The sequence below is a fragment of the Flavobacterium sp. 5 genome (assembly GCF_002813295.1).
In the GTDB taxonomy this organism is placed as follows: Bacteria; Bacteroidota; Bacteroidia; order Flavobacteriales; family Flavobacteriaceae; genus Flavobacterium.
Window position 1 is genome coordinate 4923784 of the sequence record NZ_PHUE01000001.1, and the last position, 25308, is coordinate 4949091.

The 25308-nt window shown below is 34.3% G+C and carries 6 protein-coding genes; 5 read left to right on the forward strand and 1 reads right to left on the reverse strand.

Annotated features, from left to right (window positions below):
- Nucleotides 1-12: 12 nt before the first annotated feature.
- Entirely contained in the window at nucleotides 13-16029 is a 16017-nt protein-coding gene (locus tag CLU82_RS20545; RefSeq protein ID WP_100844861.1) for a gliding motility-associated C-terminal domain-containing protein, read from the reverse strand.
- Nucleotides 16030-17418: 1389 nt separating this feature from the next.
- Between CLU82_RS20545 and CLU82_RS20550 the strand changes: the two genes are divergently transcribed.
- From CLU82_RS20550 to CLU82_RS20570, 5 genes are read left to right on the forward strand one after another with little or no spacing between them, the layout of a single operon-like run.
- Nucleotides 17419-20595, forward strand: coding sequence for a SusC/RagA family TonB-linked outer membrane protein (locus CLU82_RS20550; RefSeq protein WP_100844862.1), 3177 nt, complete (start codon nucleotides 17419-17421; stop codon nucleotides 20593-20595).
- A gap of 18 nt (nucleotides 20596-20613) precedes the next feature.
- On the forward strand, nucleotides 20614-22131 hold the full coding sequence (locus CLU82_RS20555; RefSeq protein WP_100844863.1) for a RagB/SusD family nutrient uptake outer membrane protein: 1518 nt from the start codon (nucleotides 20614-20616) through the stop codon (nucleotides 22129-22131).
- Nucleotides 22132-22168: 37 nt separating this feature from the next.
- Nucleotides 22169-22828 (forward strand): fasciclin domain-containing protein, encoded by a 660-nt coding sequence (locus CLU82_RS20560; protein WP_157813412.1) that lies wholly within the window; start codon nucleotides 22169-22171, stop codon nucleotides 22826-22828.
- A gap of 21 nt (nucleotides 22829-22849) precedes the next feature.
- Nucleotides 22850-23842, forward strand: coding sequence for a hypothetical protein (locus CLU82_RS20565; RefSeq protein ID WP_100844865.1), 993 nt, complete (start codon nucleotides 22850-22852; stop codon nucleotides 23840-23842).
- A 16-nt stretch (nucleotides 23843-23858) separates the two neighbouring features.
- Nucleotides 23859-25151 (forward strand): BT_3987 domain-containing protein, encoded by a 1293-nt coding sequence (locus CLU82_RS20570; protein WP_100844866.1) that lies wholly within the window; start codon nucleotides 23859-23861, stop codon nucleotides 25149-25151.
- Nucleotides 25152-25308: the final 157 nt, after the last annotated feature.

Consider the following 25308-nt stretch of genomic DNA (forward strand, 5'->3'; position numbering starts at 1 on the left):
TCAAAATTTTTATTATCGTTTTAAATATAGCCATCCCGATGTTTTGTCTGATCCATCTCCTAGATCCAATATAAAGAAGTATGTACCTGTTGGTAATACTTTTTCAGGTCCATCTGATGTTCCATCCCAAGTGTTTTTATAACCATTTTTAGCATAAACTAAATTTCCCCATCTATTAAAAACTTCAAACTTATTATTTGGGTAATTTGCAATACAATCTATATAAAATACATCATTTGTACCATCTCCATCAGGAGAAAACTCATTGTATATTTTTAGACAAGTTGGCTTAATTGTAGCACTGCTTTCGTTATTGGAAGCATTAGTATCTATTTGATCTAAAGCCACCAATTTAGCAATGTTTAGATAATCATTAGTATCCAACACTTTTACTTTTACTGTTAAAGTTTGAGCTGAATTAACTTCAACAGAAGGTATTTTCCATATTCCATTAGAAACGTTATACTCTCCTGATGTAGCTGTCGCTGATATAAATTGATATCCAGCTGGTAAAACATCTTCAACTTCAACATTAGTAGCATTCAAACTTCCTATATTATCTGCTGTTACAATGAAGTTTATTTCTGCACCAATACTTGGATCAACAGCATCTACCGTTTTTATAATAGCAATATCTGTTTTTGGCACTTCAATATGAGCGTTATCTTCATCATCTTCACTTTGATCACCATCATCATTATTTGGTGTACTATTAGGATCAAATTGATTACTAGCAGTAATTTGAGCCGTATTAATATAATCTGAATCAGTTAAACCAATTGGAGACTCTACAGTTGCTTGATAGTTTATTGTCAGACCACTAAGAGGAATTATTAAATTTGACCATGCTATTCTAAAGCTTCTATAAATACCTCCGTTAGTTACATTAGTAATATTACTATAGCCTATTGGTAATAAATCTTCAATAGATACACCAGTAGCAACTACAGGTCCGGCATTTTCAATTTGAACTGTAAAAGTTACCTCTTCACCAACATTAGCTTTTACGTTACTTACTGATTTATGTAAACTCAAGTTTGCTATTTGTACTTCTACATCAATGCTATCATAATCATCTTCTGTAATAACTCCATTGTTTGGAGTAGAATCAGGATCTGGCAAGTTACTAGCTGTAATTTCGGCTACATTTAAGAACTCATTTAAGGCTCTAGTCACTGGATTAACCCTTGCATATACAAGTAATGTTTGATCATTACCGTTTAAAATTGATCCAACAATCCATCTTCCATCAGTAAATGTATAGATACCACTTGTAGCGTTATGTGAGACATAGGTAAATCCAGATGGCAGTAAATCTTTAACTTGAACACCTGTCGCGTTACCTGGACCTTCATTACTTACTTTAATTTGAAAAGTAACGATATCTCCAACATTTGGTTTCTGATTATTAATGATTGTTTTTTCTATAGAAAGATCCGCCACTACAATTACTGGAGTTACAGAAATACTATCATAATCATCCTCAGTAGTAATTCCATTATTTGGTGTACTATCTAAATCAAATTGATCAGATGCTGAAACTTCTGCAATATTTAAAAACTCGTTAGTAGCACCAGTTGGAGTTTTAACCAATACATTCATAAGTAGTGTCTGGCTACTGTTTGGAAGTATAATTCCAGGATTCCAAATACCAGTAATTCTATCGTAAGATCCTGAACTTGCATTAAAGAATACATAATCATACCCTGACGGTAAAATATCTTTAACCTCAACGCCTGTTGCAATATTAGGTCCTGAATTGGTTACTGTTATTTGGAATGTAATTTGGGAACCTACTAATGGAGTAATATTATCATTTACAACCAATTTACTTATAGACAAATCTGCTATTTCATTAACTGGAGTTAAATTAAGCGAAGCAAAATCATCTTCAGTTGTGATTCCATTATTTGGTGTACTATCAGGATCTGGCAAACTAGATTCGATAACTTCTGCTGTATTTAGATAATTTCCAGTTCTTTTAACAACTGCGGATATCAATAAGTTTTCAAAAGTTCCATTAGCAATTGATCCGATATTCCAAATTCCTGTTACTTCATTATAGACTCCTGCTGTAGAGCTATACACAGTATAAGTATATCCATTAGGTAAAATATCTTTGACTTTTACATTTGTAGTTGCTTGAGGCCCGTTATTTGTAACCGTCACTTGGAATGTTACTGTTGTTCCATATGCTGGACTTGTATTTCCGCCAACAACTGTTTTTGTTAATGATAAATCAGCTAAAAATGTAACTGGAGTAACGACTACACTTGCGTAATCATTCTCTGTAATTACTCCATTGTTTGGAGTCGAATTCGGATCAAATAAACTACTCGCAGTAATTTCAGCAACGTTTGTATAAATACCTGTTGCTTTTACGATCGCATTGATTAGTAGATTTTCTGAAGCTCCATTTGGTAATACACCAATAGTCCAAATTCCTGTTGTTGAATTGTAGATTCCTGCCGATGGAGTAGAAATTGTATAGGTATACCCTGTAGGTAGTAAATCTTTAACCTGAACTCCTGTTACGTCTTGAGGACCATTATTGGTTGCTATTATTTCAAAAGAAATAGATGAACCAACTAATGGTGTTGCATTTCCTCCAACAATTGTTTTTGTTAATGATAAATCTGCTTGTGGAATAATTGGTGTAACCACTACACTCGCATAATCATCTTCTAACGTATTTCCATTGTTTGGTGTAGAATCTGGATCTGGTAAAGAACTCGCGATAATTTCGGCAACATTGGTATAAACTCCTGTTGCATTTACCGTAGCATTTACCGTCAAGGTTTCTAATGCTCCATTGACTATGTTATTAATATTCCATATTCCAGTAGTTGCATTATAAGTTCCAGCCGAAGTAGTTGAAATCACATACGTATAACCTGTTGGAAGTATATCTTTAACCTGAACACCAGTTGCATCTTGAGGACCATTATTCGTTGCTAAAACTTGAAATGATATTGATGCTCCAACTAATGGACTTGTATTATTTCTAACAACACTTTTAGCCAATGATAAATCAGCTTCTAGTTTAACTGGAGTAACCACTACACTAGCGTAATCATCTTCAGTCGCAATTCCATTGTTTGGAGTAGAATCCAAATCAGGTAAACTACTAGCAAATATTTCAGCGACATTGGTGTAATTTCCAATAGCGTTTACTTTAGCATTTACCGTTAAGGTTTCTGACGCTCCATTGGCAAAATTATTAATATTCCAAATACCTGTCGCTGGATTATAGGTTCCAGCAGTAGTCGTTGAAATCACATAAGTATAACCCGATGGTAATAAATCTTTGACTTGAACGCCAGTTGCATTTTGAGGACCATTATTAGTAGCTACAACTTGAAATGAAATTGAAGAACCAACTAATGGACTCGCATTACCTCCAACGATAGTTTTTGTTAATGATAAATCGGCAACAGCAGTAACTGGAATAACCGTTATACTCGCGTAATCATCTTCTGTAACCACTCCATTGTTTGGTGTAGAATCTGGATCTGCAATACTGCTATTTGTTATTTCAACTTTGTTGGTATGATTTCCTGAAGCATTTACCGTGGCATTAACTACCAAGGTTTCTGATGCACCAGTAACTAAAGTTTCAACTGTCCAAACTCCTGAAGTAGAATTATAAGCTCCAGTAGTAACATTAGACGAAACAAAAATAAATCCACTTGGTAATAAATCGGTTAGTGCAACTCCAGAAGCAGTTCGAGGACCTGCATTATTCACTATTACATTAAAGGTCACTGGGGATCCAATCAAACGGTTGGTGTTTCCGCCGACAATTGTTTTAGTTAATGATAAATCAGCTTCCAATTTAATTGGAGTAACAATCACACTAGCATAATCATCTTCTGTAACATTTCCATTATTTGGAGTAGAATCTAAATCAGGTAAACTACTAGCGGTGATTTCTGCAATATTGGTATAAATACCTGTTGCATTTACCGTTGCATTCACAGTCAATGTTTCTGATGTTCCATTAGCTAAATTAGCAATATTCCAAAGACCAGTTGCTGGAGTGTAAATTCCTTTTGTAGCCGTTGAAATAACATAGGTATAACCTGATGGCAATAGATCTTTAACTTGAATGTTTGTTACATCTTGAGGACCAGCATTAGATACTATCACTTGGAATGAAATCTGTGTTCCAACTAACGGAGTTGCATTTCCTCCAACTATTGTTTTAGTTAATGATAAATCGGCAACAGCTGTAACTGGAATAACAGTTATACTGGCATAATCATCCTCAGTAGTACTTCCGTTGTTTACTACAGAATCTGGATCGGTTAAATTACTAGCAGTGATTTCAGCAACATTGGTATAATTTCCTGTAGCATTTACCGTAGCAGTAACAATCAAAGTTTCTGAAACACCATTCGCTAAAGCACCAACATTCCATAGTCCAGTAGTTGAATTGTATCCTCCTGCCGTAACATTAGAAGAAACAAAAGTAAATCCATTTGGCAATACATCTTTTACTTGAACACCTGATGTAGCTTGAGGTCCTGCATTAGTAACCACAACATTAAAGGTAACTTGAGATCCTATTAAGCGATTTACATTTCCTCCAACAATAGTTTTAGTCAATGATAAATCAGCTTCTAACTTAACTGGAGTCACAATCACACTAGCATAATCATCTTCAGTAGTAATTCCATTGTTTGGTGTACTATCTAAATCTGGTAAACTACTCGCTGTGATTTCTGCAACATTCATATAAACTCCTGCCGTTTTAATGGTAGCATTAACCATTAAGGTTTCGGATGCGCCATTGGCTAAATTATTAATGTTCCAAATTCCTGTAGTTGGATTGTAAGTTCCTGCCGTAGCAGTTGAAATCACATACGTATATCCTGATGGTAGAATATCTTTAACTTGAACTCCTGTCGTATTTTGAGGTCCATCATTAGTCGCCGTAATTTGGAAAGAAATAGAAGAACCAACTAATGGACTTGCATTACCTCCAACAATTGTTTTTGTCAATGACAAGTCGGCAACCGCGGTAACAGGAACAACTATTATCGCTCCGTAATCATCTTCTGTAATTACTCCATTGTTTGGAGTAGAATCTGGATCAGCTATACTACTTGCAGTGATTTCTGCTTTATTCGTATGGTTACCTGTAGCAACTACTTTAGCCGTAACTGTTAAGGTTTCAGATGCTCCATTAATCAATGTTCCAATATTCCAAACTCCGTTAACTTCATTATAAACTCCAGTAGTAAGACTTGAAGAAACAAAAGTAAATCCGCTTGGAAGTAAATCTTTTACTGTAATTCCTGAAGCCGTTTGAGGTCCTGCATTATTAACCACAATATTAAAGATAACTTCAGATCCTATCAAACGATTGGTGTTTCCTCCAACAATTGTTTTAGTCAATGATAAATCAGCTTCTTGTTTAATTGGTGTAACTACCACACTAGCATAATCATCTTCGGTAGTAACACCATTGTTTGGTGTACTATCTAAATCTGGTAAACTACTCGCTGTGATTTCAGCAATATTCGTATAGACTCCTGTAGCTTTTACCGAAGCATTAACCGTTAAAGTTGTTGATGCTCCATTTGCTAAAGAAGGAATACTCCAAATTCCTGTAGTAGCATTGTAAGTTCCTGTAGAAGGAGCTGAACCAATATAAGTGTAACCTGTAGGAAGCAAGTCTTTAACTTGAACTCCTGTCACATCTTGAGGCCCATTATTAGTTGTAATTACTTGGAAAGAAATTGAAGCTCCAACTAATGGACTTGTATTACCACCAATTAATGTTTTAGTTAATGATAAATCGGCTGTTGCCGTAACTGGAATAACTGTTAGACTAGCAAAATCATCCTCAGTATTTTCTCCATTGTTTACTACAGAATCCGGATCAGATAAACTACTTGCAGTTACCTCAGCTGTATTTTTATAAATTCCTGTAGCATTTACAGTAGCAGTAACCGATAACGTTTCAGATGCTCCATTTGCTAAAGCACCAATTGTCCAAACTCCTGTTCCTGACACATAAGATCCTGTAGTTGCAACAGAAGAAACATAAGTAAATCCTGTTGGTAATAAATCTAATACTGTGACACCCGAGGTAGCTTGAGTTCCTGCATTATTTACTACAACATTAAAAGTAACTTGAGAACCCACTAAGCGATTCAGATTACCTCCAACGATTGTTTTAGTTAGTGATAAATCAGCTTCAATTTTAACTGGAGTAACAATCACACTCGCATAATCATCTTCAGTAGTAATTCCATTGTTCGGAGTAGAATCTAAATCTGGTAATGAACTTGCAGAAACTTCAGCAACATTAGTGTAAACTCCTGTGGGTTTTACAGTAGCGTTAACTGTTAATGTAGCTGACGCTCCATTTGCTAAAGCGTTAATATTCCAAATTCCTGTAGTCGAATTATAGGTTCCTACTGAAGGAGCAGAACCTACATAAGAATAGCCTGTAGGCAACAAATCTTTAACTTGAACTCCAGTTGCATTTTGAGGACCATCATTCGTAGCTATCACTTGAAAAGAAATGGATGAACCAACTAATGGACTTGCATTACCTCCAACGATAGTTTTTGTTAATGATAAATCGGCTGTTGCAGTAACTGGAACAACAGTTACACTTCCATAATCATCTTCTGTAATCACTCCATTATTTGGTGTAGAATCTGGATCGGATATACCACTGGCAGTAACCTCCGCTTTATTGGTACGAACTCCTGAAGCATTTACCGTAGCAGTAACTGTTAACGTTTCTGATGCACCACTAACTAATGAACCAATAGTCCAAACTCCTGTAGTTGTATTATACCCTCCCGTCGTTATACTTGAAGAAACAAGAGTAAACCCGCTTGGTAATAAATCGGTTACTGTAACTCCTGGAGCAGTTTGAGGACCTGCATTATTTACTACTACATTAAAGGTAACCTCAGAACCAATCAAGCGATTAACATTACCTCCAACAATTGTTTTAGTTAATGATAAATCAGCTTCTTGTTTGATTGGAGTAACCACCACACTTGCATAATCATCTTCAGTAGTGATTCCATTATTTGGTGTACTGTCTAAATCGGGTAAACTACTCGCAGTTATTTCTGCGATATTGGTATAATCCCCTGTAGCTTTTACGGTAGCATTTACTGTCAAAGTTTCGGAAACACCATTCGCTAATGCGCCAATATTCCAAATTCCTGTCGTTGGGTTATAAGTTCCAGCAGTAGCTGTTGAAATCGTATACGTATATCCTGTCGGCAATAAATCTTTGACCTGAACTCCTGTAGTATTTTGAGGTCCGTTATTAGTAGCTACAATTTGGAAAGAAATTGATGTTCCAACTAATGGACTTGCATTACCTCCAACTATCGTTTTAGTCAATGATAAATCTGCAGTTGCTACAACTGGAACAACCGTAATACTAGCAAAATCATCCTCTGTATTTTCTCCATTATTTACAACAGAATCTGGATCAGATAAACTACTTGCGGTTATCTCAGCAGTATTTTTATAAATTCCTGAAGCGTTTACAGTAGCTGTAACAATCAAGGTTGCTGATCCTCCATTCGCTAAAGTTCCAACTGACCAAACTCCTGTTCCTGGTACGTAAGCACCTGCAGTAACAGTCGAAGAAACATACGTAAATCCAGTTGGCAATTGATCTAAAACAGTGACACCCGAAGTAGGTTGAGGCCCTGCATTATTTACTACTACATTAAATACAACTTGAGAACCTACTAATCGATTTGTATTTCCTCCGACAATTGTTTTAGTTAATGATAAATCAGCTTCTGTTTTAATTGGAGTAACAATCACACTTGCATAATCATCTTCTGTAGTAATTCCATTATTTGGTGTAGAATCTAAATCAGGTAAACTACTAGCTGAAACTTCCGCAACATTGGTATAAACTCCTGTAGCATTTACAGTAACACTTACCGTTAAAGTTGCTGACGCACCATTTGCTAAAGCATTAATATTCCAAATTCCATTGGCTGGATTATAAGTTCCTGCTGAAGGTATTGAACCAACATAAGTATAGCCGGTTGGCAATACATCTTTAACTTGAACACCAGTTGCATCTTGAGGTCCATCATTGGTGGCTACAATTTGAAATGAAACCGAATCCCCAACAAGTGGAGTTGTATTACCTCCAACTATTATTTTTGTTAATGATAAATCGGCAATGGCAGTAACTGGTACAACCGTTACACTTCCATAATCATCTTCTGTGGTAACTCCATTGTTTGGTGTAGAATCTGGATCCGATAGGCTACTAGCTGATATTTCAGCGGTATTAGTGTGATTTCCTGTAGATTTTACGGTTGCATTAACAATCAAAGTTTCTGTTGCACCATTTGCTAATGCACCAATATTCCAAACTCCATTAACTTGATTGTATGCTCCTGTGGTTACACTCGAAGAAACAAATGTAAATCCACTTGGTAAAAGATCTTTTACGGTAACTCCTGAAGCGTTTTGAGCACCTGCATTATTAACTACTACATTAAAGGTAACTTGTGAACCAACTAAGCGATTTGTATTACCATCAACTATTATTTTAGTTAAAGATAAATCAGCTTGTTGTTTAATTGGTGTAACAATTACGCTAGCATAATCATCTTCTGTAGTGATTCCATTATTAGGAGTAGAATCTGGATCTGGTAGACTACTCGCTGATATTTCGGCAATATTCGTATAATTCCCTGTAGCATTAACTGTAGCCCCAACTGTCAAAGTTACGGATGTGTTATTAGCTAAATTATTAATATTCCAAATTCCAGTAGTTTCATTATAAGTTCCTACTGTTGGTAGTGAACTAACATAAGTAAATCCAGATGGCAATATATCTTTTACTTGAACTCCTGTTACATTTTGTGTACTACTATTATTAGTCGCAACAATTTGAAAGGAAACTGATGCACCAACCAATGGACTTGCATTACCACCCACTATTATTTTTGTCAATGATAAATCAGCTACTGCTGTTACAGGAACAATAGTTACACTTGCATAATCATCCTCTGTCGTAATTCCGTTATTTACTATCGAATCTGGATCGGTTAAACTACTAGCTGTTACTTCCGCTTTATTGGTATGATTTCCTGTAGCATTTACCGTAGCAGTAACGATTAAAGTTGTAGATCCTCCATTCGCTAAGGTTCCAACGTTCCATAATCCTGTAGCAGGGATATAAGATCCTGCTGTAAAAGTCGAAGAAACATAAGTTAATCCACTTGGTAATAAATCGGTCACAACAGCCCCTGTCGTTGTTTGAGGTCCAGCATTATTCACCACAACATTAAAAGTAACTTGTGATCCTATTAAATGATTTGTGTTACCTCCAACTATCGTTTTGGTTAATGATAAATCAGCTTCTTGTTTAATTGGAGTAATTAGTACACTAGCATAATCATCTTCTGTAGTGATTCCATTATTTGGAGTAGAATCTAAATCAGGTAGACTACTTGCTGTCACTTCTGCAATATTGGTGTAAGTTCCCGTAGCATTTACTGTAGCATTTACTGTTAAGGTAGCTGATGCTCCATTTGCTAAAGTATTAATATTCCACAATCCAGTCGCTGGATTATAAGTTCCTACAGTTGGAGATGAACCAACATAAGTATATCCTGTTGGAAGCAAATCAGTAACCTGAACTCCTGTAGCATTTTGAGGTCCATCATTAGTTGTTATAATTTGAAAAGTAATTGATGCTCCAACCGCTGGACTTACATTTCCTCCGAAAATCGTTTTTGTTAAAGATAAATCGGCTGTTGCAGTAACAGGAACAACTGTTACAGTGCCATAATCATCCTCAGTAATAACTGCATTGTTTGGTGTAGAATCAGGATCAGGTAAACTACTAGCCGTTACTTCGGCGACATTAGTATAAATTCCTGTAGCATTTACCGTAGCGGTAACTGTTAAAGTTTCAGAGGCTCCATTTGCTAAGGCTCCAATAGTCCAAACGCCCGTAGTTTCATTATAAGCTCCAACGCTAATACTCGATGAAACAAAAGTAAATCCACTTGGTAGTAAATCTTTTACCGTAACACCCGAAGTAGCTTGACTACCCGCATTATTAATTATTACATTAAAGGTAACTTGAGAACCTACTAAACGATTTACGTTTCCACCAACTATAGTTTTAGTTAATGACAAATCGGCTTCTGTCTTAATTGGAGTAATTATTACACTAGCATAATCATCTTCTGCTACTGTAGTGTTTCCATTATTTGGAGTAGAGTCTAAATCAGGTAAACTACTGGCTGTAATTTCAGCAACATTAGTATAAATTCCTGTCGTTTTAACTGTAGCATTTATAGTTATAGTTGTAGAAGTTCCATTTGCTAATGGTCCAATATTCCATATTCCTGTGGCTGGATTGTAAGTTCCTGTAGAAGGAGCGGAACCTACATAAGTATAACCCGTAGGAAGTAAATCTTTAACTTGAATTCCTGTTGGACTTTGAGGCCCATCATTAGTAACTATAATTTGAAATGTAATTGGTGAACCTACAAGAGGACTTGTATTACCTCCAACTACTGTTTTTGTTAATGATAAATCGGCAACTGAAACCACTGGAATAACTGTTATTGTTGCAAAGTCATCTTCTGCATTTTCACCATTATTTGGAGTTGAATCTGGATCTGCTAAACTACTAGCTGTAACTTCAGCATTATTCTTATAATCTCCAGTTGCATTTACCGTAGCAGTAACTAGCAAAGTTTCTGAGGCTCCATTAACCATTGACCCAACCGTCCAATTTCCTGAAACCTCATCATAAGCTCCTGAAGTTACACTCGAAGAAACAAAAGTAAATCCTGTTGGCAATAAATCTTTTACTATAACCCCTGAAGTAGTTTGGCTACCAGCATTACTAACAACTACAGTAAAACTAACTTGAGATCCTACTAATCGATTCGTGTTACCTCCAACAATTTTTTTAGTCAATGACAAATCTGCTTCTAGTTTAACTGGTGTAGTCAAAACACTAGCATAATCATCTTCTGTAAGAACACCATTGTTTGGAGTTGAATCAATATCAGGCTGATCACAGCTAAATACTTCGGCAATATTAAGATAATCTCCTGTTGGATTTACTAATACCGTAAGTGTCAAAACTTCCTCTACTCCTGCCTCAACCAATCCAACATTCCAAATACCTGTAGTTGGTTCATAAGCTCCTTTTGTAGAGTTGTATATTTGATAACTATATCCTGATGGAAGTAAATCTCTAATTTGAACACCTGTAGCATTATCTAAACTGGAGTTTTTTACTCTAACTTCGAATGCAATTGCAGTACCTATTAATGGAGTCAATTCATTATTAACAACTGTTTTTGTTAATGATAAGTCTACTGCTGTTGGTAAAATTGTTACCGCAACCGATGATTGATCATCTTCAGAGGCAACATTATTATTTGGTGTACTATCAATATCAAATTGATCACAAGCAGTAACTTGTGCGGTATTTAAGTAATTCCCAGTATTAGTTACTTTCGCTTTAAAAGTAAGTTGCGTTGTAGTTCCAAGAGCTACATTTAAACCAACCCAAGTAATAGTGAAATTTCCAGCATTATATATCCCTCCATTAGTAACAGAACCTGCCACTAGTGTATAACCATTAGGCAAAACATCTTTAACAGATACTCCCGTTGCATTTACAGTTCCTGCTCCAGTATCTTTATTAAGTACATTAATTGTAAAAGTTACTTCGTCACCTACTTTTACACTTGTTGGTGTAACTGATTTAGTAAGTTCTAAATCGGTTTGAGCTAGTATTGTTATACTTACTTGATCTGTTGCAGCGGTACAAGGACCATTGGTCACTCTCCATTCTAAAACCGTTGTTCCAACTGCCAATCCTGAAACTGTTGTTGTTGGTGAATTTACATCAGCAAACACAATTGAAGAAGGTGGACCAGAAAATTTAACCCATTCACCTTGTCCTACTGTTGGTGTTGTTGCAGCCATTACTACTGGAGAAAATTGTGGCAACGTTTGATCAGGACCCGCATTTGCATTTACTGGTTGTGCAAATATTTCAATTTGCATTGTATCTGTAGAAGAACAGCCATCATTATTTAAAGTAGTTGCTGTCCAAGTAAATTCATAAACTCCTGTTGTTAATCCAAAAACAAGTGTTGCGGGATCATTTGGCGAAGCAATGGAAGCAGTGTTTCCTGATGTTTGTGTCCAAGTACCTTTTCCTGAAGTTACAGCAGTTGCAGCAAGATTTGTTTGCACTACTGAACATAATTTTTGATCAGGACCTGCATTAGCAATACTTGGAGGAGTGGCATTAAAAGTAATCGAAACTTGATCGCTAGATGGTGCACATAATGATGGACTTGTAAAAGGTCCATTTGTTACTGTCCAAGTCAAAACATAGGTTCCCAATACGGTAACATTTGACAAAGTTGTTTTCGGATTATTTGGACTGTCAATAATAGCATTTCCACCTGATGGCTCTGATGAAAAAGTCCATTTTCCTATTCCTACTGCAGGTGCTACTGCGTTAGTTGTATACGATTGCTGACAAGCAACTGTGTCATCTGGACCAGCATTGGCCTGACTTGGTGCTTGATATACATTAATACGAACTATATCCGACAAATCAGTACAGGTAGGACTTTTAAACACCCATTTTAATATGTATAAACCTTGTACAGTCAAACCTGTAACCTGTGTGTTTGGTGATGTAGGGAAATTAATATTAGCAACACTACCAGTAGGTTGCAATACCCATTGCCATTCGGATGATGTTCCAGAAGGTGCTGTGTTTCCTGCTAAAGTTACTGTACTATTATCTGCATTACATATCGTTTGATCTACTCCTGCATTTGGCGGAAAACTTGCTCCACCATTTACAGTTACACTTACATTATCAGAACTTCCTGTACAATTTCCACCTGATGCAAAATTATAGCCACTCGTAGTATAAGTAAATTGATAGGTATTACCAGGAACTACCGTTACGTTGGCTACATAACTATCAGATGGTGTTTGTGTAATTACTACGCCTGTTGTACTTCCACCAGTTTGTGTCCAAGTTCCTTTTGAATTTTCTGTTCCTACTAATTGCACACTAGTAACATTACAAAGGACTTGATCTGGACCAGCTGTAGCCAAAGGTGCTACTTCAATAATTACATCATCAAATGTTACTGGACATAAAAAATTTCCTTTACTACCAACAGTCCATCTAAAAGTATATGTTCCTTGAACGAGATTACTTACTGCTGTTGTTGGACTAGTTGCATCTGCAAGTACAGGAACATTTGGTGCACCCGCTAAAAGTGTCCAGGCACCAAGTTCAAAAAAAGTATCATAAGAGTTCCCTGCTAATGTTGTCGAATTACTACTACAAATATTTTGATCAGGTCCTGCATTGGCAGCTGTTGGAGGAATTCCAATTGTAATTTTCACATCATCAGAACCAGTAGAACAATTTCCTGCTGTAATCGTCCAACGAAAAACGTAAGGTCCTGTATTTTGAAAAGTAAATACCGCTTTAGGATCAGTTTCATCACTAATTGTATAATTTTCTAAACCTGAAACTCTTGTCCAAATACCAGTTGCTCCACTTGGCAAAGTAGCATCCATTGTTGCTGTTGTACCACACAAACTTTGATCAGGACCAGCAACAGCAGTGGTTGCATCAGCGGCAACAGTTACAATAACATCATCCGAAGAACTTCCACAAGAACCTACATTTGGTACGATTGTCCAACTAAAAGTATAAGTGCCATTCGATGGTATTGTAGCAGTTGTGCTAGAGGCATGAATATCTACAAAACTAACTCCTAAACTTGGAGTTACTGTCCAAGTACCTTGTTCTAAAATTCCAGCATTATTTCCAACTAAATTTACTGATGTTGTAGCATTTGGATAACAAGCATCTGGGCCAGCATTAGCAATAGTAGTTCCTAATCCTGCAACCGTAGTTACTGTCATTGTATCGGAAACTGGCGCACTACAACCTCCTGTTCCTGGATGAGTATAACCAATTGTCCATTGTAGCACATTGGACGATCCGGTAGTTACAAATCCAGAGGCAACAGCGTGCGGATCTCCTGAATCTGAAAAAGTAATCATATCAGGACCTGAAATCTGAGTCCATAACCCGAATTCACCAGGAGCTGGAATACTTCCGTCAAGAACAACTTGTGAATTTACACAACTATTAACATCTGCTCCTGCATTGGCTGCCGAAAGTGTTGAACTAGAAACATAAACCGTTACATTATCTATTGATAAAGGACATTTTGTTCCTCCGCCTTTTGTAATATATTGAAATTCATATGTTCCAGAAATAAGTCCGGTAGCGGTTGTATTTTGTTCTAACTTATCAACTATAGTAGCTGTATTAGGTCCGCTAATTTGCGTCCAATAATGATTTCCTGCTCCAGCAATACCTACACCAGCCAAAGGAGCAATGGTAACACCGCAATCTAAATTAACATCCGATCCTGCATTCGAAGGAGTTGCATTAGCAGAAACAACAATAGCTAAATTATCGAATCCGTAATCGCAACCTACTGGCAAATCACCATTCTCAGATCTTACAAATTGTAAAATATAAATCCCTGACTCCATTAAACTTATATCCAAGTTATTTCCAACTGATTTGGTTACTGTTGGAAAAGGCGCTAAAGGAGAAGTTGCTGGACCACTCAAAATTCTATATTTATTAGCTCCAGATCCTGTTACAGTAATTGGTATTGAAAAGTCAGTTTGATCACACTCTCCAAAAATATTATCACCATTATTGGCCAAAATAGTTCTATCAGATGCTTTATATTCTACAACATAATCTTTATAAGAAGTACATCCCGTTACTGAATTAGTTAATGTATAGCGAAATGTATAAGGATCTCCCGCATCAGAAATACCAGTTACAAGAGTAGTTGAACTTGTTGGCGATTGTATAATACAAGCACCACCTCCTGTTTGTGTCCACAATACAGTTTCGTTAGCATATGATGGCACTTGACCTACCAATGATACCTGAGTAACTGTATTATCACAAAAATAAATATTCTCTGTTCCTCCTCCTAAATTAGTAACATCTTGTGTCGCCGGAGGAACGGTAATACTAACTTCGTCTGAACCTGAAATACAAGGACCTACTACAGTCCATCTGAAAACATAAGTCCCTTCTTGTAAGTTTGAAATGTTGGTATTATTCGCATTTGCATTTGCAATAGTTGGTGTACTTGGTCCAGTAACAAAAGTCCAAGTTCCGTTTTGTCCATTTAAGCCACAACCTCCAAAAGAACCATTTAAATTCACGTTTTGTGTTGTCGTATAACAATTACCTAATGTTATATCAGAACCTGCAGTTACTGGAGTAACTCCACCATAATTAGTAACCGTTATAGAAGAAGATGAACTACATTTTTGCCCTGGAGCATATTCTGGTCCTTCGATAATCCATGATAATGTAGAGACTCCACAACTAGTCGGTGGTAATGTTAAAGTAGTAGTTGAAGAATTATGAAGGTTTATCACAACGCCAGCATTATTACCTCCTGTTATTTCCCAATGTCCCGTTTCTCCAGCATTTAAAGGTGTATTTCCTGTTACACTAATGGCTCCCGAAGAATTAGGGCACGAAGCTATATTTGAACCTGCATTAGCAATGGTTATTGGCATTACCACAACTGTCTTATCCTGATAAGCTAAAATACCATCACCACAAGTAGCTGAATATCTAAAAACATAGGTGTTTCCACCTGTATAGCCACTAACTGTAGTAGTTGTCGAATTGGGAGATGTTATCGTAACAGAAGGACCACTTATTTGTGACCATAATACCGATCCATTTATTGGAGATGGTGTATTACCAATTAATCGCATACTATCTGTAGCACAAATAGTTTCATTAAGTACTCCTGCATTGACTACGCAATTTTGAGCATTTACAGTTATAAAACTCAATAAAAACAAAAGGAGAATCCAAAGAAGTTTTTTTTTATTTACAATCTTATATTGAAAATATTTTGTTTGGTAATCTTGATCCATATATTAGTTATTTATAGTGGAAAACTTGACTCAAAAACTTAATGAAAAACAATAACACCCTTCAAAAAATATAATTATGAATTAAAAAAATCTAAACTAAAATATTCTTAATTGTTTATATCCTTTTTTCACATTACATCATTTTTCGCAAAAATCGCAGGGTAATAAAAAACACTTAAGAATTCTAAGCATTCTTTTTAAGTAAAAAAATATTAATAAAACTACAAATAAAATTACTATTAGCAAATAATTAAGACAATTTTATCCCATATTATTCTGATAAATAAAAGATTAAGAAACCGTAAAGAGGTCTACGAATTGTTAATATAAATTTAAAACAACAAAACCATCTAAATAAAAACGCCTAACAATATTATTTATATATATAAATTAATTCTGCTTTTAATGATTTCAAAAAAATCCACTAGTAGTATTATCCCAATAATTTTCTTTGCAAGTCTTTCTCCTAATAACAGATTTATAAGAGATTCGCATATTTAATACCGTAGTCACAATGGAATATCAATTCATCCTAATGAATCATGGATAAATAAAATTGGGAGGATTCAATTTGAGGCACTATAAAATCTCTAGTCTTTTATAAAAAGAATTCTTTCGGTTTGCTTTTTTTATATTAAAACTTATTAATACGACTAATATAAAGTAGACATGCAAACAAAATGGTAAATCTATTAGAGAAAAACTATGTTAACTTTTACCCTTCTACTTTTTTGCATTTCCATTTCCTATTTGTCAAAATATCCTAAACAAATTGCTTGAAGAATAATCAATTTGGGATAACAATGCACTATACCTTTCGAGTGATGATTTTTTTAGTCATTAAATATCTAAAATCATACATAGATTAGGACTGATATAAATTTATTTAATCCTTAAAGAAAACATATTTTATCCGAATTAAGTATTGCCTTTTATACACTTTACTGTGGTAAGTATATGTTTTTTATTAAAACATATACAAAAACACAAAAGTAGATAACATAATATTAGTTTAGAGTAAATTATAGGTTATTCAGCCTACTCTTATAATGTAGTTTTACAAATGTAATATTTAAGTTTAACTTAAAATTATGATATTATCTAACTAACCTAAAAAAAATCTAAACTATGAAAAATCCAAAAAAAATCTTAATTCTTTAAAAAGTAAGGCGTTTTTATTAATTAAACATTCATTTATTTAATAATTACTCCTGTTTAAATCTATTAACAAGCATTTGAAGTTTGTTAATAATTATCGATTTTAATTGAATAAATCTTAAACCTATGTTAATGAAATTTTAAAATAAAAGCATTTGTAAATGAAACAATTGTTTAAGTTTTTTTAGACATTATGAAATTTAGGCTATATACTAAAATCCATTGTATCTTATGAAGAAAAGAGTAAAAAGTAAAAATGTAAAACTTTCAAAAATAATTTTACTACTATGTTTAGTGTCGCTATTTAAAGTAAGTATTATTAGGGCAGAAACATTTGATATGACTTTTGAACAAAGTCAAGACAGAATTTTGAAAGGTAAAGTTGTTAATGAAATTGGATCTCCTTTAAATGGGGTTAATGTTGTTGTAAAAGGTACATCTAGAGGTACTGTAACTGATAAAAATGGAGACTTCACTATTGATGTTCCAGAAAAAAAGAATGTTTTGATATTTTCATATATCAGCATGAAGGATCAAGAGGTTACTATTAATGGTCAAAATGATATTACCGTAGTCATGACAGACCAAGCAGAATCTCTTAAAGAAGTGGTACTTATTGGTTACCAAAGTGTGCAAAAGAAAACGGTTACAGGTGCTATGACTACTGTAAAAGCTAAGGATATAGAGAATGTTCCGTATGCTTCTATTGATCAAATTTTAGCAGGTAAAGTAGCAGGACTTACTTCCCTAAGTACATCAGGTGAACCTGGAGCGAGAACTGTTACTAATATTAGAGGTTCTAATAGTGTCGGTTTAGGAGGTATTAGTTACCCACTTTATGTTGTTGATGGTATTATTTACGACATCAATGATATGCCAAGTTCTTATGGTAATAATCCACTAGCGTCACTTAATCCTAATGAAATCGAATCGGTAGATGTTTTGAAAGATGCCTCTGCCTCTGCTATTTATGGTTCTAGAGGAGCGAATGGTGTTATCTTAATTAAGACAAAGGCAGGATCTAAAAATCAAAGGCCAACTTTTAGAGTAAATGCTTATACAGGAATTGGATTGAAACCTTCTTTAAGAACAGTTACTGTTGGAAGATTAGAACGCCAGCTAAAATTAGATGCAATTAGTAAAAACTATAAAGATTTAGATCATAATTTCCATATGGGTTTAACGGATAGTTTGAATGTTGCCTTTAATAACCATACTGACTGGCAAGACCTTTTTATTCAAAATGCAAAAATTAGTAACGTTGATGCTAGCGTCAGTGGAGCATTCGGGAAAAACCAATATAAGGTATCTCTAGGGTATTATGACGAAACTGGTGTTATTATTGGTTACAGATTAAAAAGATTTTCGCCTACAATGTTTTTGTCTTTATATCTAACTGATAAAATAAATTTTACGGTAAATGTCATGCCTTCCTTTATGGATACAAAGCATGGATTTGGTAATGGAGAAACTTTTCCGTTTTCTACTTGGGCATTTCCTAGTTCTTTTTGGAACATTTCGGATAAACAAAAAAAGGCTTACAAAGGTGAGGCAGGAAATCTGGATGATGACAAGAGAGTGGGACTTTTGGCGAATGCTAGGTTAAATATTAATTTCACAAAAGACTTGCTATTCACGAGTTCATTTTCTTATAACTTCTTTGAGAATAGACGAGACCAATTTCAAAGCGCATTTATTTACCAGGTGGATAAAGATGCTGCAGTTAGTGAGCACTTTGTGACTAATATAAATGAAATTGAGAATTATTTAACATACACAAAAAGCTTAAATGATCAACATCATTTTTCAGCAATATTAGGACTGCAAGCTTCTTCACAGGATAATAAAAGTTCCTACCTACGTGGTCAGGGTAGTTTAGGAAGTACTGTTTCTGGTATTTCTCCTGGAGTAGATTTAAGTGGTAATTCTTATATTGAAGAAAAGAAACGAATGGGAGTTTTTGGTCGTTTTAGTTATGATTACAAAGAGAAATACTTGTTCTCAAGTAGTTATAGGAGAGATGGATCATCTCGTTATAATTCAGGCGAACGTTGGACTGATTTTTATTCTGTGGCAACAGGTTGGCTTGTTTCAGAAGAATCTTTCTTTGAACCTGTTAAAGAGGTAGTTAATTTCCTTAAATTCAGAGGTAGTTATGGAGTAACAGGTAATGACCCAGCAAGTTATTATGCCCAATATAATATTTATACTGGAAATGCTAGCTACGATGGTTCCTCATTTGGAGTAAATAATCCTGCACAGGCTGCTACTTATAATGGTGTACCCACAGTATCACAAAATTATAGTGACTTTGCAGGATCAAAAGATGTTACTTGGGAGAAATATCCACAAGTCAATGTTGGTATTGATCTTAATATGTTTAATAATCGTGTGCAAATAAATGCTGATTGGTATGCCCGTGATTCTCAAGACGTTTTCTACTCTACTTTAGTAGCACCAGCAACATCAGGGTATAATTTTTATAGTGGTAATGCAGTAAATATCAGAAATACTGGGTACGAATTTACACTCTCTACTGTAAACTTAGGAAATACTTCTAATTTTAAATGGAGTACCTCTTTTAATATTGCTTTTAACGATAACTATGTTACCAAATTACCTGATGGAGGAAAGGATCTTACTGTTGGGCCACCTTGGTTACAATATACATTAACAGAAGGAATGCCTTTATTTAATTACAGAGTATGGGATATTCAAGGTGTTTATGCAACAGATGCTGAAGTTCCTACAGATCCTTTAACTGGGCAAAAAATGAAATTTTATGGTGAAACAATTAAAGCTGGGGATCCTAAATATGTAGATCAAAATGGGGATCATATTATTGACAACCTAGACAAAAAGTATGCAGGAAGTCCAAATCCTAAAGCGTCAGGAGGTATTTCTAATGATTTCCGTTACAAAAATTGGTCAATGTCTATATTTTGCAACTTTGTATATGGGCGAAAAATATGGAATGCTTACATTTCAGACAGACTTAATGGATCAAGAACTGCTGCTCCTTGGGCAGATTGGGGTTCACGCGCAACCTTAGGTATCATTCAAGATTTAAATTATTACCAAGGTCCCGGCGATACTACCGCTGAATATGGAAGTGTGATTAGTAACAACAGTAATGTTGATCGTTTCAATGTTGCCAATTCTCAATATATTGAAGACGGTAGCTTTTTTAGAATAAAAAACATAAGATTGGGTTATAGCGTCCCTGAACGTTTTGGCAAAAAAATAGGATTAAGTGCCCTACAATTTTATGGTATGGCAGATAATGTGGCATTGTTTACAAAATCAACTTTACCTGATCCGGAAGCTGTTGGTTCAGATGGGTATTCATCAGGAAATAATTACCCATTGGCTATTAAGTTTACTCTTGGATTATCTGCTACTTTCTAAAATTAAAAAATAAAAAACATGAAAACATATTATAAAACTAAATATATACAACACCTACTTACATTTTGTTTTGTTGTAATATCCTTGAATTCTTGTTCTGATTATTTGGATGAAAAACCAATAAGTCAACCCTCTAACGTTACTTTTTGGAGAAATAGCACTGATGCTAATTCCGCAGTTGCAGGAGGTTATGCTCAATTAAGAAAGGCTTTAAACTCAGGATTGTCCTACTATGCACATGGAGATCTTGGAACTGATGTTTTTTCTACTGATAGAGAACTTAGGTCCGAGTTTACAGATATTATGAAATTTAAATTAGGAAAATCAGTTCCTGTAACAGACACATGGAATCCCATGTATAAAGTAAGAGATTTTTCTATATTTTATGCTGCTATAAAACAAGCTGATCTATGCCTTAAACACATTCCAGAAATTCCAAAAGAGGAGTTTAGTGATTATGATGTACAGTATAATCAGTATATAGGGGAAGCCTATTTTATAAGAGCCTTTTCTTATTTTTATATGGCTCGTGTTTGGGGTAATGTGCCTATTGTTGATAGTTCAGATCCAGATATTGTTGACCTAAAGAATTATAAACGTGAGGATGTAGCAAAAGTATTAATCAAAGCTACTGAGGATTGCCAATTAGCTCTTAAATATTTGTCATGGGATTATAGTACTGCGACTGATAAAGTAGTTAGAGCAAATGCTGGTGCAGCTTGGGCTTTACTCGCTCATATTTATGCTTGGTCTGGTAATTATCCCGCCTGTGAAATTGCTGCTGGAAATGTTATCAATAGTAATGTTTATAGCTATGTAGATCGTAATAATTATCTAGATATTTTTAAAGGTCAGTCTGAAGAATGTATATTCGAAATTGCTCAAAATTCTGAAAATGAAGCCCAAAGTGGTAATGATCTAAGTCTTCCTCGTTTTTTACTTAGAGGAGAGTATTTGAAAACACCTAGAGGTGTGGATACAAAAGAAACAGTTTGGCAATTTGATCTTAAAACTGTACAGCAAATTTTCTTTAATGACCCAAAAGATTTAAGAAGAACGAAAGGTTTTGCAGAATTTTCAAGTCAATGGCCAATTCTTCTTAAATATTCCAAAATTATTTACACTAGTGAAACATCAGCATTAAGCCTTAATAATATAGTAGTTTTTCGTTTAGCTGATATTGCTTTATTACAAGCAGAAGCGCAAGCAGCACAAGGTAAATATGCTGAAGCAAGAGTAACATTAAATAGTATTCGAGTAATGGCTGGTTTAGAAAATTCAACTACAACTAATGACAAATTATTTGAAGCTATTATCGAAGAGCGCGGTAGAGAATTGTTTATGGAAGGACATCGCTTTTATGATTTAGTACGTTTGGCTCGTGAAAAAAAAGTGTATAAGTTCGGAGATTCTTCTAATAAAATATCTCCAGCTGAGTTCCTAAACGGAAAGAGTTATTGGCCAATACAACCTTCATTGTTAGAAACTAATATACTGTTTACACAAACTGAATTTTGGAAATCTCAGGCGCAATAATAAGATTATGATAAATAAATATATAAAAACTGCAAGTATGAATTTATTTTTAAAAAACAGCATAATAGTTTTAATCCTTTTTCTGAGCATTACAGCTTGTACACAGGATGACTATTTAACAGACAGCGGAGTAGCAAAGGCTGAGACAGAATTAACAGCTTATGATTACTTAAAAGCTCATAAATATCAAATGTTTGATACACTTATTACTTTAATCGATCATTATGATTTAAAAGAGACTATTAATTCCTCTGGAACTTTCTTTGCTCCAGATGATTATAGTATAAAACGTTTTTTAGAAGCTAAAGAAAAAGCTCTGAATCCTGGTTCCCCAGGAGAAGTACCAAAGACATATACATTAGATGATTTATTAAATGACCCAACTATTACTTCACATAGTATTTTGCAATATGTTTTTAAGGAGAAGATTTTATTGAATTCTGCAACTACTGCTGGTACAGAATATAAAACTTTGGCAGATACTTTGATTACAGTTAAGAGAATTAAAACCGATGACAAGGTTTACTATGAGCATAGTGATACTCCAGTGTATTTTCTGTACTACTGTAAGGATGGTAAAATAAATGAAGTATGCCAAACTTCAGATATTTTAACCCAAAATGGCAATGGCACAGTACTTCATGTTCTTAATAACAGTCACGTTTTTAATCTTTTTTCAAAAGAAGTTAAAAAATAATTTTTTAAAATAAAACTAATTATGAGAAAAAATATAATCATATCAACGCTAATAGTAACATTACTATTAATTGTTGGAGCCTGCGAAAAACCTGAAATCGGGTATTTAAGCGATAACATTTTTTACAATAATAGTGTCTATATGGTAGAAAGAGGAAAAACTACTTATTCTGCGCCAATAGTAGCAAATGGTTCTTCGTCTCCTCTAAATGTCGAGCTTCTTAAAGTAAAAGATTCAGTAGGAAATGATGTGACAGCAATCTTTAAAGAACCTCAGAGTATTAAGGTTTATAAACAACCTGTGACTTATCTAGATTCTACTATGGCGCTGCTTAATTCTAGATTTAAAGATAGTATTGTGCAACCATTTAAAATAAATCCTATAGGAGGACGTATGGAATTTACTCCAGCAACAACCTTTTTGCCAGGAGGCAGCTATTCAATAGATGTAAAGGTAAGTAATTCAAAAGGAGAGAAAACTATTGAAGATGCCGCTAAAATTGTACTAACAAATTCAAGTGGAGTTCCTTATATATTACCATTTAAAAGGGTAAGAGACTATTCTGATGGTTCTACTTTAAATAATACGGATGATGAAAATATAACAATAGATGTAGATTTTGTTCCTGGTACACAAGAAGAAACGAAGTGTATTTATAAATTTTTAGATAAAAATGGCGTTGCTTTTAATCCAAAAGCAGGCGAAATTACTAGATGGATGCCAACATGGCCTTCTATAGATGATTGGGATCCTTATTTTACTCCTGTATTAACAGATACATCTATTGAGCATCAAATGCCTGGTTTAATTGGATTTACATTTCCATATTTTAATGTTGTAGTTGTCAAAGGTCAGTCTTGGGATCAGGGTGGTGATGCGCTTTGTTATTTAAATATTCCAAAAGGTCATCTTAATGAATATAATGTAAATATACAGGTCGCTTTTGCATTTCGTATTTATGCACAAGGAACATTTAATATAACGGTGCATTTACATAAACTTACTAGAAAATAATTTAAATACATTTAAGATGAATAAATTAATTTTATATACTTACCTCCTACTAGGATGCTTATTTGTATCCTGTAACGACTCGATAGACGAAACTGTAAATGAAAGGACTAGTTTTAATCTCGATTTGTATTTTGAAACGTATGGTTTTCAAAAGGCAGAAATGTCAACAACAGAAGATGAGTTTAGCTATATTTTAAAAATAAAAAATAAAGATGCAGCACCTTTAGATGTAACTTTAAAAGTTGATGAACAAATTCTGAATGATTACAATAGCGTTCAGAAAACGGATTATAAAATACTACCAGCAAGTTATTATACGCTAACAGAATCATTAAAACTTAATGCAATAGAAACTAGTACACCTATAGTTTTTAATATTCAAAAAATTGTAGATGAGTTAGGTTTAGAAGCTTCTGCAAATTATGTGGTTCCAATAAAACTACAATCAAATACTGCGGATTCTAATAATGACAGCATTGGTAGTCAAGCAATAGTGCATGTTGCTATAGCAGATCCAACACTCTTTTTTGACGATAAAGTGGTAAAGCTTGTCGTTGACGATACCGTAGCAAAACCAATTTTAAAAGTGTATGCTAAATATAATTTTAATAACATTGATGTTTCTAAATTCACAGTTCAAGCAAATCCAGATAAAGTTGCGACTTATAATGCTGCTAATAATACCAATTATTTGAGTTTTCCAGCAGGTAGTTATAGCTTTAAATCCATCGAAGTTGATAAAAGTAAGCATCAATTAACAATAAGCTATGAACTAGATTCAAAATTACTAGATACCGAAGGTATTAATTCTTACCTGTTGCCTTTAGATTTTGTTTCAGCTGAATATATTATACAGCCAGATACAACCATTAATTTAGATGTTAGCTTTAAATCTACAAAACCAGTATATGAAGGCGTTTTCGATTTAACTACAAATCAACCACCAACAAATGACTATTTTGGTTATCAAGTAACTATTGATTTATCTCAAGCAGCTAAACTTTTGAAAACTACAGAAGACGAATTAAAAATAAGAAGCAATATTGTTTTTTATGCTATCAATAACGATGATAGAACTTTTATGAAAGATTATACAGCTAATCCTCCAGGTTTTTGGTTTAGTAAAAATGGTAATGCTGAGGGTTATAATGATAATTCATTAATGTATGTAGAGTATGACAATGATGGCATACTTAATATTGGTCAATTCCCAGATGCAACAGTATCAGGAGATAAATATACGGTCTCAATGGCTTTGGTCTATAATGGATTAATGGTACGATATAATATACATTTAAATATAAATTAAGATTTTTAGAGACTAATTATAAAAAAGACTGCATGTGTTCAAACACTTTGCAGTCTTTTTTGGTTTTAAAAGGCATCAGATATCAATTTATTTCCAAATCAAAAAACCTCCAAAATCAATGAATTTGGAGGTTTTTAAAATTAGACCTAATCTTTTA

Coding starts and splice junctions, on each gene's coding strand:
- CLU82_RS20545 (WP_100844861.1), bottom strand. CDS start 16,029: ATGGATCAAGATTACCAAACAAAATATTTTCAATATAAGATTGTAAAT.
- CLU82_RS20550 (WP_100844862.1), top strand. CDS start 17,419: ATGAAGAAAAGAGTAAAAAGTAAAAATGTAAAACTTTCAAAAATAATT.
- CLU82_RS20555 (WP_100844863.1), top strand. CDS start 20,614: ATGAAAACATATTATAAAACTAAATATATACAACACCTACTTACATTT.
- CLU82_RS20560 (WP_157813412.1), top strand. CDS start 22,169: ATGAATTTATTTTTAAAAAACAGCATAATAGTTTTAATCCTTTTTCTG.
- CLU82_RS20565 (WP_100844865.1), top strand. CDS start 22,850: ATGAGAAAAAATATAATCATATCAACGCTAATAGTAACATTACTATTA.
- CLU82_RS20570 (WP_100844866.1), top strand. CDS start 23,859: ATGAATAAATTAATTTTATATACTTACCTCCTACTAGGATGCTTATTT.